Source organism: Anaerobacillus sp. 63XJN7_5_ISO-PGPR-S23-430 (assembly GCF_056173695.1).
Genome location: NZ_CM149686.1, coordinates 3,498,083 through 3,513,329 on the forward strand (window position 1 = coordinate 3,498,083; position 15,247 = coordinate 3,513,329).

General features: G+C 41.5%; 16 protein-coding genes and 1 other RNA gene. 8 read left to right on the top strand and 9 right to left on the bottom strand.

The window, feature by feature from the left end; all coding sequences use genetic code 11:
• Nucleotides 1-43: 43 nt before the first annotated feature.
• Nucleotides 44-1,738, bottom strand: a complete 1,695-nt coding sequence (gene ilvD / locus AC0VYJ_RS18310) for a dihydroxy-acid dehydratase (RefSeq protein WP_430244867.1) — start codon at nucleotides 1,736-1,738, stop codon at nucleotides 44-46.
• Between the two features lie 244 nt (nucleotides 1,739-1,982).
• Here ilvD and AC0VYJ_RS18315 point away from each other — a divergent pair, with 244 nt between their 5' ends.
• Together AC0VYJ_RS18315 and AC0VYJ_RS18320 are read left to right on the top strand one after the other, a co-directional pair.
• Nucleotides 1,983-2,777, top strand: coding sequence for a helix-turn-helix domain-containing protein (locus AC0VYJ_RS18315; protein ID WP_475365832.1), 795 nt, complete (start codon nucleotides 1,983-1,985; stop codon nucleotides 2,775-2,777).
• Entirely contained in the window at nucleotides 2,767-3,207 is a 441-nt protein-coding gene (locus tag AC0VYJ_RS18320) for an SRPBCC family protein (protein WP_475365833.1), read from the top strand. Before AC0VYJ_RS18315 ends, AC0VYJ_RS18320 begins: the two co-directional genes overlap by 11 nt.
• 56 nt (nucleotides 3,208-3,263) lie before the next feature.
• On the opposite strand, the gene AC0VYJ_RS18325 is transcribed toward AC0VYJ_RS18320, so the two are convergent.
• A complete protein-coding gene (locus tag AC0VYJ_RS18325; RefSeq protein ID WP_194218808.1) occupies nucleotides 3,264-3,422 on the bottom strand; it encodes a DUF1540 domain-containing protein in 159 nt (52 codons plus the stop codon).
• Nucleotides 3,423-3,593: 171 nt separating this feature from the next.
• Here AC0VYJ_RS18325 and AC0VYJ_RS18330 point away from each other — a divergent pair, with 171 nt between their 5' ends.
• Both AC0VYJ_RS18330 and AC0VYJ_RS18335 read left to right on the top strand, forming a co-directional pair.
• Nucleotides 3,594-4,796, top strand: a complete 1,203-nt coding sequence (locus AC0VYJ_RS18330; RefSeq protein ID WP_475365834.1) for an MFS transporter — start codon at nucleotides 3,594-3,596, stop codon at nucleotides 4,794-4,796.
• A gap of 89 nt (nucleotides 4,797-4,885) precedes the next feature.
• The gene (locus tag AC0VYJ_RS18335) at nucleotides 4,886-5,428 is read left to right on the top strand and encodes a DUF6944 family repetitive protein (RefSeq protein WP_226615224.1); all 543 of its coding nucleotides are present in this window, start codon (nucleotides 4,886-4,888) and stop codon (nucleotides 5,426-5,428) included.
• 40 nt (nucleotides 5,429-5,468) lie between these two features.
• On the opposite strand, the gene AC0VYJ_RS18340 is transcribed toward AC0VYJ_RS18335, so the two are convergent.
• Nucleotides 5,469-6,020, bottom strand: coding sequence for a DJ-1/PfpI family protein (locus tag AC0VYJ_RS18340; protein ID WP_475365835.1), 552 nt, complete (start codon nucleotides 6,018-6,020; stop codon nucleotides 5,469-5,471).
• Between the two features lie 184 nt (nucleotides 6,021-6,204).
• Here AC0VYJ_RS18340 and AC0VYJ_RS18345 point away from each other — a divergent pair, with 184 nt between their 5' ends.
• From AC0VYJ_RS18345 to AC0VYJ_RS18360, 4 genes are all read left to right on the top strand, one after another.
• Nucleotides 6,205-7,083, top strand: coding sequence for a LysR family transcriptional regulator (locus AC0VYJ_RS18345; RefSeq protein ID WP_430244876.1), 879 nt, complete (start codon nucleotides 6,205-6,207; stop codon nucleotides 7,081-7,083).
• A gap of 116 nt (nucleotides 7,084-7,199) precedes the next feature.
• The gene (locus AC0VYJ_RS18350) at nucleotides 7,200-7,631 is read left to right on the top strand and encodes a carboxymuconolactone decarboxylase family protein (protein ID WP_475365836.1); all 432 of its coding nucleotides are present in this window, start codon (nucleotides 7,200-7,202) and stop codon (nucleotides 7,629-7,631) included.
• 171 nt (nucleotides 7,632-7,802) lie between these two features.
• Nucleotides 7,803-8,342, top strand: a complete 540-nt coding sequence (locus tag AC0VYJ_RS18355) for a PadR family transcriptional regulator (protein WP_475365837.1) — start codon at nucleotides 7,803-7,805, stop codon at nucleotides 8,340-8,342.
• Nucleotides 8,343-8,356: 14 nt separating this feature from the next.
• Nucleotides 8,357-8,842, top strand: coding sequence for a DUF4188 domain-containing protein (locus AC0VYJ_RS18360; RefSeq protein ID WP_475365838.1), 486 nt, complete (start codon nucleotides 8,357-8,359; stop codon nucleotides 8,840-8,842).
• A gap of 85 nt (nucleotides 8,843-8,927) precedes the next feature.
• On the opposite strand, the gene ssrA is transcribed toward AC0VYJ_RS18360, so the two are convergent.
• The 6 genes from ssrA to eno form a co-directional block, all read right to left on the bottom strand.
• Nucleotides 8,928-9,286: a transfer-messenger RNA gene (ssrA, locus tag AC0VYJ_RS18365) on the bottom strand.
• Nucleotides 9,287-9,386: 100 nt separating this feature from the next.
• Nucleotides 9,387-9,854 (bottom strand): SsrA-binding protein SmpB, encoded by a 468-nt coding sequence (gene smpB, locus AC0VYJ_RS18370; RefSeq protein WP_194218797.1) that lies wholly within the window; start codon nucleotides 9,852-9,854, stop codon nucleotides 9,387-9,389.
• A gap of 98 nt (nucleotides 9,855-9,952) precedes the next feature.
• Nucleotides 9,953-12,280 (bottom strand): ribonuclease R, encoded by a 2,328-nt coding sequence (rnr, locus tag AC0VYJ_RS18375; RefSeq protein WP_430244884.1) that lies wholly within the window; start codon nucleotides 12,278-12,280, stop codon nucleotides 9,953-9,955.
• Nucleotides 12,281-12,318: 38 nt separating this feature from the next.
• Nucleotides 12,319-13,065 carry an alpha/beta hydrolase gene (locus AC0VYJ_RS18380; protein WP_475365839.1) on the bottom strand — a complete coding sequence of 249 codons (747 nt, stop codon included), beginning with the start codon at nucleotides 13,063-13,065 and terminating at the stop codon, nucleotides 12,319-12,321.
• A 362-nt stretch (nucleotides 13,066-13,427) separates the two neighbouring features.
• Nucleotides 13,428-13,658 carry a preprotein translocase subunit SecG gene (gene secG, locus AC0VYJ_RS18385; RefSeq protein ID WP_098445013.1) on the bottom strand — a complete coding sequence of 77 codons (231 nt, stop codon included), beginning with the start codon at nucleotides 13,656-13,658 and terminating at the stop codon, nucleotides 13,428-13,430.
• Nucleotides 13,659-13,957: 299 nt separating this feature from the next.
• Entirely contained in the window at nucleotides 13,958-15,247 is a 1,290-nt protein-coding gene (gene eno / locus AC0VYJ_RS18390; protein WP_224882172.1) for a phosphopyruvate hydratase, read from the bottom strand.

The following is a 15,247-nucleotide window of genomic DNA, read 5'->3' on the forward strand; positions in this document are numbered from 1 at the left end:
CCAGCTTCTTCATACAGAAGAAAGCTGGCTTTTGGACGAAAATTTATTCAATATCCAAATCCGTTACGGCACCTTTTGCGGATGAGGAAACGAGTCTTGCGTACTTACCTAGAATTCCTGTTTTGTATCTAAGCTCAGGTCGTACCCATTCTGCACGGCGACGCTGTAGTTCTTCATCTGTCACGTCAAAATTAATTTGTTGCTTATCACTATCGATGGTGATGGTGTCGCCTTCTTTTAAGAGGCCAATCGGTCCACCAACAAATGCCTCCGGAGATACGTGGCCGATAACGAAACCGTGCGATCCACCTGAGAAGCGACCGTCTGTCATAAGCGCTACCTTCCCATTCAATCCTTTCCCAACAATCATGGAAGTAATGGATAGCATTTCCGGCATTCCTGGTCCACCTTTAGGACCTACATTACGAATAACGAGAACGTCACCTTCTTTAATATCATCCGCTTCGATTGCTGCAGTTGCTTCTGCTTCGTTATTATAAACGCGAGCTGGTCCTGCAAAGTGGCTAATCTTTTGACCGGACATTTTTGCAACAGAACCTTCAGGAGCTAGATTACCTCGAAGTACAACAAGTGGTCCGCTTGCTTTAATCGGATCATTAAGAGAACGGATAATTTCTTGTCCTTCTTTTAGCGATGGGGCTTCGGCCAAGTTTTCTGCGACCGTTTTTCCAGTCACTGTGAGGCAATCTCCGTGAAGCAAGCCATGCTCATGAAGAAGCTTCATGACAGCAGGTACGCCACCAATTTCATATAGATCTTGCATCACATATTTACCGCTCGGCTTCATGTCTGCGATGTATGGAACACGTTCGCGAACGCGTTCGAAATCATCCAATGATAAGTCGACACCAGCTGAGTGAGCCATTGCCGTTAGATGCAAGAAGGCATTAGTTGAACCACCAAGGGCCATTACGACTGTGATCGCATTCTCAAATGCTTCTTTTGTCATAATGTCACGAGGGTAGATGTCTTTTTCAAGAAGAGAAACCACTAGTTCTCCAGCCTGACGACATTCAGATTCTTTATAATCATTCACTGCAGGTGTTGAGGATGATCCTGGGATACTCATCCCTAGAGCTTCAACCGCAGAGGCCATTGTGTTTGCGGTATACATTCCACCACACGCTCCTGCTCCAGGACATGCAGAGCATTCAACTTTGTGTAGCTCTTCTTCGTTAATTGTTCCAGCTTGATATTGTCCAACCGCTTCAAATGATGAAACAATGTCGATATCATTTCCATTCAGTTTACCTGGCTGAATCGTACCACCGTACACGTATACGGACGGAATGTTCATACGACCAATTGCGATTAAGCAACCTGGCGTTGTTTTGTCACAGCCGCCAATCGCTACAATGCCATCAAGACGTTCTGCATTTGTGACCGTTTCAATCGAGTCAGCGATAATCTCACGACTTGGGAGAGAATAAAACATTCCTTCATGACCCATCGCAATACCATCAGAAACGGTAATCGTATTAAAAATCATTGGCGCGCCGCCGTTATCCTTAGCGCCCGCTTTCGCCTCACGCGCAAGTGAATCAATATGTACGTTACACGGCGTAACTTCACTCCACGTACTCGCTACACCAATCATTGGTTTTTTGAAATCTTCATCGGTAAAACCGACTGCTCGAAGCATGGAGCGGTTAGGTACTCGATTTACACCTTCACTGATTACTTTACTTCTGATTCGAAGATCTTTTTTGCCTTCCATTCCAATCACCCTTCCACATCACCTATAAAATTAGATAATTGATTCAATTCCAAATTTATATTCTTTGATGATACTAGTTTTCATGCTTTAACGCAAACAAATATCAGAAATTTCTTATAAACATTTGATAGCCAAGTAAATATTCCATTCATTACCTGTCATTCTCACTTGTTGGTTTGGTTAGAATAGCTTACGATTGGGCCACTTATTATGTTACCTTATAGTCACATTTCGGAGTGATGAGATGAACAAAGAAGAAGAACTATCGATCACATTCAGAGCATTAACGCACCCCATTCGAAGAGAGATTTTGGACTTGCTAAATAACGGTCCAAAAACAACGGGTGAAATAAGTGAGGCTTTCGCTAATATAAGTCGCTATGCAGTTATGAAGCATCTCACAATCCTTGAAGAAGCCAACCTTATGCTTGTTCGCCGCAAAGGAAGACAGCGGCTGAATTTTTTAAACACTGTCTCGCTACAAAAAATGGCTGATCGGTGGATGAGTCATGTTCAATCAAACGTTACTTCCTCTTTATTAACATTACAATCAACTATTGAAAGGGGCATTACTGTAATGGATAACAACTTTAAGCTCGATACGTTTCAAATTGAACAGGAAGTGCGCATTGAAGCACCGATCGAGAAAGTCTTTTCTACATTGACAGAAGACATTAACTCCTGGTGGGCTTATCGCTTATGTGGAGATGACTCAACACTTTCATTTGAAAATGAAATAGGTGGTCGATTTATAGAAAAGGGAAAAAACAGTCAGGCTCTTTGGGGTACCATCACTTATCTACATGCACCATATGAAATTCGCTTAAATGGCCTTCTTGGCATGACAGGGGCAGTTACGAGTGGCTACGCATATACACTAAAAGAAGATCGTGAAGCAACGATCCTCTCCCTTTCTCATCAAACATCAGGTCTACTTGATCCTAACTGGCATTCCGCTCATGAGGAAGGGTGGAAAGAGCTGTTTGGGACATTCCTTAAAAATTATGTAGAGCAAGGGAAAAGATACAATGCAAACTAAAAAAATCGAAGTGAGAACAAGTATTTTGATTGAGCGGCCACCTGAAGTTGTTTTTAACTACATCACAAATTTCGTAAACAATTCAGATTGGCAAAGCGGTATGGTTTCGGCTACGTTTACGAATGGGGAATTGAGAGAAGGGGCGACATACGATCAAGTAGCTAAATTTCTCGGGAAAGAAATCAAAACCACTTTTATTGTTCGTCAATACAATCCGTACCACAAAATTCAAATCGAAAGCGTTGATAGTACGTTTCCGATTAAAGTCACTAGAGAAGTACAAGTTGCAGGTGAAGGTTGTGTTGTTAAGGCTGTCGTTGAAGGAACTCCAGGAACACTCTTTTCACTTGCTCGTCCTGTTCTGAGTAAATTGGTTCAGCGCTCCATAGAGAAAGACTATGCTCATTTAAAACAACTATTGGAAGCATAAAGAAGAAGCCGCCCTCGCTTGAGGACGGCTTTTTTAATGGTAACGCCTCAAAGAGTTTAAAGGGTTCCAGGCTCAAATGTTTTACAATCCGTTTCTTCACTATTGCTTGCTTGATTTCCTTTATGACTGACAACGTAGATTTCGTCTGCTCCACACTGCTTACCATTTCGGTTGTGGACACAATTTGATACCTCGCACAATACATCCATAGCCATTCCCTTCACCTCCTTCTTTCTAGCATAAACAAAATAAGCTGAAGGCATACCGGTCGGATTATATTAGGTGGTTTACCATTCGTTAGCATTAAAACTTTCTTCGAATTCCGTAATTTATGTTTACAGCTCATGGTATGATATTAGAAACTAAAGAAGATCGAGGTCAAAATGATGTGGCAGAACAAAAATGTCTGGATTTTACTAACCGGTGAATTTGTAGCTGGACTCGGCTTATGGCTCGGTATTATTGGCAATTTAGAATTTATGCAAGAGAAAGTGCCTTCTGATTTTATGAAAGCTGTCATACTTGCGATCGGACTTCTTGCTGGTGTAGCGATTGGACCCTATGCAGGACGAGTGACCGATCAAGTGAAAAAGAAGACGGTGATGATCGCAGCTGGGCTTGCACGAGCCATTAGCGTGATCTTTATGTTAGTGGCTATTCAAACCGGATCCGTTCTCTGGATGGTTGTTTTTCTCATTCTTATTCAGACCGCTGCGGCTTTTTACTTTCCAGCTCTTCAGGCCGCCATTCCACTTGTCGTGAAAGAAAAAGAGCTTCTGCAAATGAACGGGATTCATATGAATGTCGCTACACTTTCAAGAGTTCTGGGTACAGCTATTGCCGGAATCTTTCTTGTGATTATGTCTTTATCGACTATGTATATTCTTTCTTTAGGAGCCTACCTTATACTTGTGATTTTTACGCTTTTTCTTGCGATCGATGAACCGACCGTCTCTGTTTCGCATCGATCAAAAGCAGAAAGTGGCTTCAAGCATTTGTTCCCTATTATCAAACAGCTGCCAATTGTGACAATGACACTAATTATGACGATGGTTCCTCTTTTGTTTATTGGTGGTTTCAATTTGCTTGTTATTAGTATTAGTGAGCTTCAAGATAATCCTCTCATTAAAAGTTGGATTTACACCGCTGAAGGTCTTTCCTTCATGATCGGTGCTTTCGCGGTCAAAAGGCTTTCTAGGAAACAATCACCATACACAACTTTATTTCTTTTTTCATTTATTATTGGCCTCTCTCAACTGCTGCTCTTTTTTGCAAACAGCCCGATTCTTTCCGTTGTAGCATTTGTGGTATTCGGTTTCTCAGTCGGCTGCTTCTTTCCAACAGCTGCTACCATTTTCCAAACGAGAGTACCTAAAGAATATCACGGTCGTTTCTTCTCATTCCGTAACATGCTTGATCGCATCATTTTTCAAGTTGTACTCCTATTAACGGGATTGATGCTTGATTTGATCGGACTTCAAATGATGTCTGTCATCTTTGGAATAATGTCGATGGCAATCACAGCTATTTTCTTCATTAAATATCGACAGAACGTCTATGTCAAGCCTTTGAATGTTGATGTGAGTTAGCTTCCAATCAAATCCTCTCATTTGATTAACCGATTTTTCTATTTTGTATAGAATGCAATAGGGCGACTTTTGAAGAAGGCGATCACATCATGAACAATGAAGTAAAAGGTGTATTTGGATCATGGGTACAGGCAATTGGAACGATCTTAGCCGCTATTGGAAGTACACCTATAAAAGAAATCCCCTCCTCAATACTTGATAGTTTAAATCTTATTGGAAATGTGATGCAGGGAACAGGAAACGCTCTAATCGCTGATACGATTACTCCCCCTTCATTAGACAAGATTGGCAATCAGCTTCAGGCAATTGGGAATTCGACGGTTGTGACAGGGATTCTGATTGATTTTGATGATCGAGTGAAGCAAATACTGAATATTGACGGAAACTGGCTTCAAGCTCTTGGTGGAGGGGTATCTCTTGCAGATGCATTAGACGGAGAAGTCTCGGCTTCAGCGTTGTATAGCATTTATGGAAACTTCCTTCAGGCGGTCGGCAATTCGCTTCAAGCGATTTCAGGAATTAAAGAGCTTAACAATGAAGAAGCAACAAATATTAATGTCGTAGGAAGCTGGATTCAGGCGGTTGGCTCTGTTATTTCAGCTATTGGCCAAACGAAATATCCTTCCTCTTAAAGAACCCCCTGATCACTCAATCAGGGGGTTACGTGTATCATTATTTTAATAAACGGAGAAATTCTTTCATGAATCCTGGTAAATCTGGCCATGCCTGCCCTGAGACGAGATTATCGCGCGTATGGACCTTTTCATCAATGTATGTAGCGCCACATGCGGTTACATCTGGTTTACAAGCTGGATACGCGGTATACTCGCGATCTTTCATAATATCAGGAACCACATTAAGAACCTGTGCCGCATGACAAATTGCACCTACTGGTTTATTTTCTTCAAAGAAATGTCTTACGATGCCAGGTACGCTCTCATCCATTCTAATGTATTCTGGTGCTCGTCCGCCTGGAATAATTAAACCATCGTACTCTGCCGGATTAATTTCTGCAAACGCTGCGTGTGTTTCAATTCCATAGGCTTGCTTCTCAACAAACGTTTCCATTTCATCTGTAAAGTCGTGGCATACCGTTTGTAGTTTTTTAGCGGTAGGGGATGCGATCGTCACATCAAAACCTTCCTCTAGACAGCGATAGTAAGGGTAGAAAATCTCAAGTGCTTCAACAGCATCACCGGAAATGATTAATACTTTTTTACTCAAAACGAGCACCTCCATAAGATATTTAATTCCCTTCTTCATTACCCCTCTTTTTTACATATGTAACAGCTCTCGTAAAAAATAGGTCTAGAATCCCCGTCTATGGTTGAATTCGCGTATGATTTGCTACTACAATAAACCATAATGCATTTCTCATTCTGATGGGAATAGAGACAGGAGCTTTCATATGGACATTAAGCAGTTAGCCTATTTCGTTGAAGTTGCGAAGCAAAAAAGCTTTACGAAAGCCTCACACTCGCTCTACATCTCACAGCCAACTTTAAGTAAAATGGTGAAAAGTTTAGAAGCCGAGTTAGATGTTGAACTACTCGATCGCTCGGCACGATCGAGCGAACTAACCGATGCAGGAAAAATCGTGTATCTTCAAGGTGAAAAAATACTGAATATGGTGGATGATCTTTCTTCTCACTTATATGACATGATGAATTTAAAGAAAGGGCACATTAAAGTTGGCCTCCCGCCACTCATCGGCGCCCTCTACTTCCCAGGTATTTTGAAAGGATTTCAAGAACTCTACCCCGACATTACGATTGAACTAATGGAGCACGGAGCTAACATTGCTCAACAAAAAATCCTTGATGGAGAACTAGATTTTGCAGTCGGCCTCTTACCTGTTAATGATACAAGATTTGAAACACTTCCGTTTACAAAGGAAGAATTAATGCTTTTTGTGCACAGTTCGCATCCAATCGCCGAAAAAAGTGAGGTCTCAATCAGTGATTTACGAAATGAGCAGATCATTCTATTTAGTGAAGACTTCATGCTCCATGATCAGATGATTGAACAGTGTCGCCAAGCAGGTTTTGAGCCTCAAATATCGTATGTTAGTTCTCAATGGGATTTCATAAGCGATATGGTTAGTCACAATTTAGGAATTACGTTCTTTCCTAAATCCATTCTCAGAAAAATCAATCAAGATAATGTGGTCTCTGTCCCGATTGTAAATCCTTCAATACCATGGGACCTCGGGATTATCCTCCGAAAAGAAAAATATATCTCTTACGCATCCCGTGCTTTTATAAACTACATTAAGTCTTCTATCTAGTTGTATATCTCATTCGAATAGACTCTAATCAAAAGAGGTATTTCACACAAAAGCTTCCGCGCGGTATAGTAGGACACCTGATCCTACTAAAGGATATATTATAGGATGCTTTTACAATGGAAAAAGATCTCCTGCAGCAAGTTCTAGATAAATTAATGGAATACACATTATCGTCAAATGACGACATATCAACTCATTTGAAAATCTCAGATGATCTGGAGGAAATTGCTCCTGATGTTGGTAAATATATTATCGAATTTGCTTACAGAGACATCTACTCTCGTGATGGGTTAACGAATCAGCAAAGAGCGCTCGTTACCCTTTCATCACTTGTGACTCAAGGAACAGAACCTCAGCTTGAACTTCACATCAATACCACACTCACCTCCGGGCTGACGGCATCAGAGGTTGTGGAAGCTATCATACAACTCATTCCCTATACAGGCTTTCCACGAGTTCTTAATGCGCTTACGCTTGCCAAAAAAGTGTTTACTCAACGCAACCTGGAAGTTTCATACAACGAAGAAACTAAATTAGTATCTGAATAGAATTCCAATCAAGTCGTCCAAAAGGGCGGCTTGTTTTTTAGATCGTATTAAAAAAGCGGATAGACATAATGCCGGCTGTAAATAAAAGCCATTCTTCAATTTCCATATTTTAAAAAAACGTGCTATTATATATCTAATTGATACATATCTTTTAGATATAGGATGAGAAATATGGAAAAACAGTCAAATACGAAATTTGCTATTTTAGGCTTACTAACTACCGGTTGTCGCACTGGCTATTCAATGAAACAAATGATGGATGGTAGCTTGAATCATTTTTGGAAAATCAGCTACGGTCAAATTTATCCGACGCTGAAAAGTCTTCTGGATGAAGAACTTATTACGGTCCAAAAACAAAGCGAATCCGGTAAGCCAGACAAAAAGGAATATGAATTAACACAACTGGGCTGGGATGCGCTCAAAAAGTGGATGGAAACGCCTGTTGAGGAAGTAGCTTTAGAGAAAAATGAGTTATTGCTTAAGCTATTTTTTAGTCAGCATCAAAGTGATGAAGCAGTTGAAAAGCAATTGGAAAGCTATCTCGCCAAACTACTCGATCGCTTCAAGACTTATGAAGCCATCGAGGAGATGATTGTACAAACGTATGGTGATCAAGGGGATGCAAAGTTCTGGCTTATGACTCTTGACTATGGGAAACGAACGACAAAAGCTGCTATTGAATGGGCAAAGGTTGCGAAAATAAAGCGCTAGAGGAGGAAATTTAGATGGCAAATCAAGTCTTTAGCGGGCGCTACACGGTGGATAAAGGACAGGACGTAGTAGTATTTCTCATTGGCATGCGAATCAATCAGTGGTGGGCTGTGCATAAATGGCTTCCAGTCTTTCTTGCGATGCCTGGCATGATTCGTGAGCTTAGCACCAATAAACAGTTAGGATGCCTTTCTATGGAAAACTTCTTTAGTTTCCGTACAACGCTACTTCTTCAATACTGGCGCTCATCTGATGACCTACGCCATTATGCGCATGGTCAAGCTCATTTAAAAGCATGGAAAAACTTCAATCAAAAGATCGGAAATAACCGTGCTGTCGGTATTTATCATGAAACATACGTCCTTCCGAGCTCTCACTATGAAACCCTTTATGGAAATATGCCTTCTTTTGGATTAGGAAAAGCACTCGGCCATGTTGCGGTCACCCCTCAAGCTGATTCTTTTACTAAACGTCTCCAGGGGAAACAAATTAGTCACTAAAAAAAGCGGAGAACGTGAAAGTTCACATTCTCCGCTTTTTTAGTGAAGTGATTTTTTGCAAATAAAAAACCACCAAATATGTATTTGGTGGAGACGGTGGGAGTCGAACCCACGTCCAGAGATATCGGCACTTAAGCTTCTACGAGTGTAGTCGTTATATTAGTGTTTCACTACAATTCTGCCCAACGACAGGCGTCCTTGTAGCTAGTCTGGTTAATCTCTTCCAACTTTCCTCAGACGGTGGATTGTTGGCGTATCCCACTTAAGTTGAGTCCCTTACCCTACCACATGGGCGATGGAGGGAGGAACCGCAAAACAGCTTACGCTGCTAGTGCGAAGTTGTTGTTTTCTTTGCCAGTTATAGGCATGGCGTTTTTAACGTAGCTCGCCAACTCGACTCGCGACTTAAGCTCGACCTATCCCTGTCGAATCCGTAACGTCCCCATATAAGAAATGAGAACCGAAAACGGGAAAGCACTTAAGCTTCATATGTTGTTTCGGTAATAGTTAGTATAACACAGACCAGCTTCCAATCAAATGGAAACTATATCCGCTGACGCTCTTTCAACGCTTTATCCACTTCACGCTTCATCGTTTTATCTTTCAGATCTTGGCGCTTATCGTACTTTTTCTTACCTTTGGCAAGACCTAGAAGTACTTTCGCATAACCATTCTTAATATATACTTTAAGCGGAATAATTGTATAGCCCTGTTCTTTCGTTAAGCCAAGGAGCTTATCAATCTCTTTCCTCTTCATCAATAGCTTACGAGTACGGGTGGGATCGTGATTAAAACGATTTCCCTGCTCATATTCATTGACGTGCATATTGATAAGAAAAATTTCGCCTTTACGAATAATGGCGTGAGAGTCTTTCAGGTTTACGCGTCTTGCCCTGATGGATTTAATTTCAGTTCCCTGTAGAACTAGACCTGCTTCATATGTTTCAATAACAGAATAATCGTGTCTTGCTTTCTTATTTTGTGCAATGAGTCCACCATCACCTTTTGGCATGACCGTCCCCCCTCTCAAACGTCGAACTCCATTATATCAATTTGGTCAGAATAAGTCAAGATGACTTACTCCGACCGACATGATCGAAATATCGCTAGTTAGGCATTATTATTTCGACGTTTTTTCTTTTTGTTTTTTGCTTTCTTTTTCGTTCCCTGACCATCTTTAGGTGGAGAGAACTTTCTTTTTTTCTGTCCTGCATCAGTTGTTTTATTCGATGACTTCCCACGTTTTTTACGCTTTCCGCCTTCAATAACTTTAGGACTTTCTCTACGACGACGTTCTTTCGGTGGCTTCATGCCAACAATTTCGAAGTCGATCGCTCGTTCGTCAATGTTAACATTTAAGACGCGAATGGCGATTTCGTCACCGATGCGGTATACGTTACCGGTACGTTCGCCGATCATCGCATAAGCACCTTCGTCATAATGGTAATAGTCATCGGTTAAATAGCTAACGTGGACAAGCCCTTCGATCGTATTTGGCAATTCAACAAATAAGCCAAAGTTTGTTACGCCGCTAATCACGCCTTCGAACTCTTCCCCAATTTTATCTTTCATAAACTCAGCTTTTTTCAGATCATCGGTTTCACGTTCAGCGTCAACTGCACGTCGTTCCATCGCTGAAGCGTGCTGAGCGATTTCACCAAGCGCTTCGCCCCACTTAGAAGTTGTCTGATTGTCGACTTTTTTCTCAAACAGGTACGTACGAATTAAACGATGCACAATTAAGTCAGGATAACGACGAATTGGCGATGTGAAATGCGTATAGAAATCTGTCGATAAACCGAAGTGGCCGAGACTTTCAGGGAAGTATTTCGCCTGTTGCATAGAGCGAAGCATAACCTTACTGATGACCGCTTCTTCTGGCTCACCTTTCACTTCTTCTAAAAGCTTTTGAAGCGCACGCGGGTGCACCGTGTTAGCATTACCTCGTACGACATAACCGAAGTTTGTAATAAACTCAAAGAATGTATTGAGTTTGTCTGAATCCGGATCTTCGTGAATACGGTACATAAACGGAACTTCCATGAAGTGGAAATGTTGTGCAACTGTTTCGTTCGCTACAAGCATAAATTCTTCAATTAAGCGTTCAGCTACCGAGCGTTCTCGTTGAACAATCTCCTGTGGTGCCCCTTCTTCATCTACAAGAACTTTCGCTTCCGCAAAATCAAAATCAATAGCCCCTCGTTCAAAGCGACCTTTTCTTAAGATTTCAGCTAGTTCTCCCATGCCATCGAAGAATGGAACTAGAGATTTATAGCGCTCAAGTACTTCATCGTCTTCACGTTTAAGAATTTTACGTACATCCGTATATGTCATTCGCTCATTTGTACGAATAACGCTTGGGAAAATTTCATGATTCACAACTTCACCCTGCGTTGTAATTTCCATTTCACACGAAATCGTTAAACGATCCACTTGAGGATTTAAACTACAAATACCGTTTGATAATCGGTGGGGAATCATCGGGATTACACGATCGACAAGATAGACACTTGTACCACGATCAAGCGCTTCTTGATCGATTGGAGAGTTCTCAGTGACATAATACGTGACGTCTGCAATATGAACACCTAATTTATAGTTCCCGTTTGGAAGTTTAACAACGTTAACCGCATCATCAAGGTCTTTTGCATCAGCACCATCAATCGTGACAATCGTTTCTTCACGCAAATCACGTCTACCTTCAATTTCCTTCTCATCAATTTGATCAGGCGTGTCATTGGCCTGTTTCATCGTTGCATCCGGAAATTCACCTGGTAATTCATGTTTATAAATAATGGAAAGAATATCTACTCCAGGATCATTCTTGTGTCCTAGTATTTCTGTAATTCGTCCTTCAGCACTCATACGTCCTTCAGGATACTTAGTAATTTCAACAACGACTTTGTGGCCGTCAACCGCACCACCAGTAGACCCTTTTGGAATAAAAATGTCATGTGGGATTCGTTTATCATCCGCAATCACAAAACCAAAATGCTTGCTGTCAGAGTATGTACCAACTGTGCGCTTAACACCACGCTCAATGATACGAATAACGGTCCCCTCTGGACGTGTCCCTGATGATTTTTGATGTAGTCGTGCGATGACACGGTCTCCATTCATCGCTCCCTCAAGGTCACTCTGGTTAATATAAACATCCTTCTCGCCAGTGTCGCTATCTGAAATCAGGAATGCAAAGCCTTTTGCATGAACCTGTAGCTTTCCTCTTACAAGATTCATTTTCTCAGGAATGCCATAGCGGTTACTTCTTGTTCTTACAATTAAACCTTCTTCTTCCATCCCGTTTAGGGTTTTCACAAACTCCTTAAACTCACTGGAATCTTTCACTCCAAAAACTTCTTCAAGTTCTTGTACAGTTAGTGGTTTATATGCTTCCTCTTTCATGAAGCTCAATATTCTCTGTTCATGTTCTTCTGCCATTGTCTTCCACCTTCTTTCTAGTAAAATATATCCGTAGATTATTCAGACCAATCAAGTCCATCAAGAAATGCGTGCACGTCCTTATGAAGTTCCTCTTTCTCTTTTCCAAGCGTAATGGCGTGTGTTGAATTCTCATACCATTTTAAACTCTTCTCATCTGATTCTACATGATCATGAATAACATTCGCACTCTCCGTATTAATCATCTCATCGTGTCTTGCCTGAGCGACAAATGTCGGAGCATAAATCATATCAATGTTATCACGCACATCATAGATCAGGTCTCGAAGTTCTCCGAGCGTGTTCATTGGGGTTTCTTTGAACGCTTCCATTTCTTCTTCAATTTGTTCAGGAGACTTCCGTTCAAATTTCTTATATTCTCTTGCGTAAGAAAGAACACCCTGATACATCGTTTCTTCATCCTTCATATCCATTGGGGCGCACATGGGTACGATTCCCTTTACAGGAACAGTATAACCGAGCTTTAAAGAAAATACGCCTCCAAGCGATAATCCCACAACAGCTATTTCCTCATGCCCCATGCTTTTAAGCAATTCATACCCCTCTTTGACGTTTTTCCACCAGTCTTGAGGACCTGTATGTACTAACTCTTCTGGGGGAACGCCATGTCCTTCATATTGTGGGGCATGACACGTATACCCCTGTTCCTGCAAATAACGTCCCATCATTCGGACATCTGCTGTATTACCAGTAAAGCCATGCAACATTAGTACCGCGCGATTACCTCCTTCAAATGTAAATGGCTTGGGTGCTACTACTTTCATGATGTGATCCTCCTCTAAATAATCCAGTCCTACTCATTAGTTTGACCTTCAAAAAACGATTTATCCTGTCTATTGAAGTCCTTATATGCATTTTAACGGTTTCCGTCCTCAGTAAAAAGGAATGTGTTCTTCTAGCTTATTTCCCTGTTTCATTCGACAAAAAACTTGCTTTTCTTTCTTCTTTAAAAAAGCACAAGCGCCTATTTCACACGCGACATGCTTAATACGAGCCTCAATGTAGCGCTTTTTGCCACAATGGAGCTTGGCGGCGCCAGATTTCGTCTTCACTGAATTTGATACTTTCATTTCCTCCAATGAAAAAAGCAGCAAGTGGTTCAACACCTGCTGCTTCCTTTATCACATTACACGAGATACGCAACGAGAATTGAAAGAACAAAGAACAATACGGCTAGTACTACCGTTACTTTATTTAAAACCGCTTCAAAGCCGCGAGCCTTTTGCTTTCCGAATAATTGCTCAGCTCCACCTGTAATGGCTCCTGATAACCCGGCGCTTTTACCAGACTGAAGCAATACGACAGTAATAAGTAAGATTGAAACGATAACTAATGCAATTGTAGCTGCAAGATGCATGATTCCACCTCCCGGACTATAGCCTTTCCAATACTATCAATTTACCATAAATTTTTCAGTAAAAGCAATCTATTTCGGTAATACTGGACATTCTCATACCTTCTTAACATTGTGTTAACACTTCTTGAACGGTAACGACTGTTTTTGTAGACGTTGTTCCGATAAGAGTGGTGGCTGATTTGCGTGAAATCTCAACTTCACGCAAATCAGCCAGAAATCGACACTGTTCATTAACATAGGTTAAAAAAGAAAAGAACCCATCAAAAACCCCCGCGTTTTCACGCGGGGGTTTGTTCAACTTACTTCTTATCTAAGTTGTAGAAGCTTTTACGGCCACCGTAGATTGCAAGGTGTTCAAGCTCATCTTCGATACGAAGAAGCTGGTTGTATTTAGCTACGCGGTCCGTACGAGACGGTGCGCCTGTCTTAATTTGTCCAGCGTTAGTCGCAACAGCGATGTCAGCAATTGTTGTATCTTCTGTTTCACCAGAACGGTGAGAGATAACAGCTGTGTATCCAGCGCGCTTCGCCATTTCAACAGCATCAAACGTTTCAGTTAGTGTACCAATTTGGTTCACTTTGATTAGGATAGAGTTACCTACACTGCGCTCGATTCCTTCAGAAAGTTTGTTTGTATTTGTAACGAAAAGATCGTCACCAACAAGTTGAACTTTCTCACCAAGAGCTTGAGTAAGTTTCTCCCAGCCTTCCCAATCGTTTTCGTCAAGACCATCTTCAATTGAGATGATCGGATATTTTTCACATAGCTGGCTGTAGAATTCGATCATTTCTTCAGATGTCTTCACTACGCCTTCACCAGCAAGGTTGTATTTACCGTCGCTGTAAATTTCAGAAGATGCTACGTCTAGAGCGAGCATTACTTCTTCACCAGGCTTGTAGCCAGCTTTTTCGATTGCTTCGATAATTGTTTGGATCGCTTCTTCGTTTGAACCAAGGTTAGGAGCGAATCCGCCTTCGTCACCTACAGAAGTGTTAAGGCCTTTTTCTTTCAAAACACCTTTAAGGCTGTGGAAAATTTCAGCGCCAGTGCGAAGTGCTTCTTTGAAAGAAGGTGCTCCAACAGGCATAACCATAAATTCTTGAATGTCTACGTTGTTATCAGCGTGCTCTCCACCATTAAGAATGTTCATCATTGGTGTTGGAAGAGTTTTTGCATTGAAACCACCAAGGTAAACGTAAAGTGGAAGTTCAAGCTCTTCAGCAGCTGCACGTGCAACAGCCATAGATACGCCAAGAATAGCGTTAGCACCTAGCTTGCCTTTATTATCAGTACCATCAAGGTCAATCATCATGTGGTCGATTCCAAGTTGGTCATAAACGCTCATTCCTACTAGCTCTGGAGCGATTGTTTCGTTAATGTTAGCTACTGCTTTTTCTACGCCTTTACCAAGGTAGCGATCTTTGTCACCGTCACGAAGTTCAACTGCTTCGTATTCACCAGTGGATGCGCCAGATGGTACCATTGCGCGTGCTTTAACGCCTGCGTCTGTAAATACTTCTACTTCAACTGTTGGATTACCGCGGGAGTCAAGGACCTCGCGTGCATAAACGTCAGTAATGATTGGCAT

Bases quoted from the DNA above. Each gene is read 5' to 3' on its own strand.
- ilvD (WP_430244867.1), bottom strand. From the start codon at position 1,738: ATGGAAGGCAAAAAAGATCTTCGAATCAGAAGTAAAGTAATCAGTGAA.
- AC0VYJ_RS18315 (WP_475365832.1), top strand. From the start codon at position 1,983: ATGAACAAAGAAGAAGAACTATCGATCACATTCAGAGCATTAACGCAC.
- AC0VYJ_RS18320 (WP_475365833.1), top strand. From the start codon at position 2,767: ATGCAAACTAAAAAAATCGAAGTGAGAACAAGTATTTTGATTGAGCGG.
- AC0VYJ_RS18325 (WP_194218808.1), bottom strand. From the start codon at position 3,422: ATGGCTATGGATGTATTGTGCGAGGTATCAAATTGTGTCCACAACCGA.
- AC0VYJ_RS18330 (WP_475365834.1), top strand. From the start codon at position 3,594: ATGTGGCAGAACAAAAATGTCTGGATTTTACTAACCGGTGAATTTGTA.
- AC0VYJ_RS18335 (WP_226615224.1), top strand. From the start codon at position 4,886: ATGAACAATGAAGTAAAAGGTGTATTTGGATCATGGGTACAGGCAATT.
- AC0VYJ_RS18345 (WP_430244876.1), top strand. From the start codon at position 6,205: ATGGACATTAAGCAGTTAGCCTATTTCGTTGAAGTTGCGAAGCAAAAA.
- AC0VYJ_RS18350 (WP_475365836.1), top strand. From the start codon at position 7,200: ATGGAAAAAGATCTCCTGCAGCAAGTTCTAGATAAATTAATGGAATAC.
- AC0VYJ_RS18355 (WP_475365837.1), top strand. From the start codon at position 7,803: ATGGAAAAACAGTCAAATACGAAATTTGCTATTTTAGGCTTACTAACT.
- AC0VYJ_RS18360 (WP_475365838.1), top strand. From the start codon at position 8,357: ATGGCAAATCAAGTCTTTAGCGGGCGCTACACGGTGGATAAAGGACAG.
- smpB (WP_194218797.1), bottom strand. From the start codon at position 9,854: ATGCCAAAAGGTGATGGTGGACTCATTGCACAAAATAAGAAAGCAAGA.
- rnr (WP_430244884.1), bottom strand. From the start codon at position 12,280: ATGGCAGAAGAACATGAACAGAGAATATTGAGCTTCATGAAAGAGGAA.
- AC0VYJ_RS18380 (WP_475365839.1), bottom strand. From the start codon at position 13,065: ATGAAAGTAGTAGCACCCAAGCCATTTACATTTGAAGGAGGTAATCGC.
- secG (WP_098445013.1), bottom strand. From the start codon at position 13,658: ATGCATCTTGCAGCTACAATTGCATTAGTTATCGTTTCAATCTTACTT.
- eno (WP_224882172.1), bottom strand. From the start codon at position 15,247: ATGCCAATCATTACTGACGTTTATGCACGCGAGGTCCTTGACTCCCGC.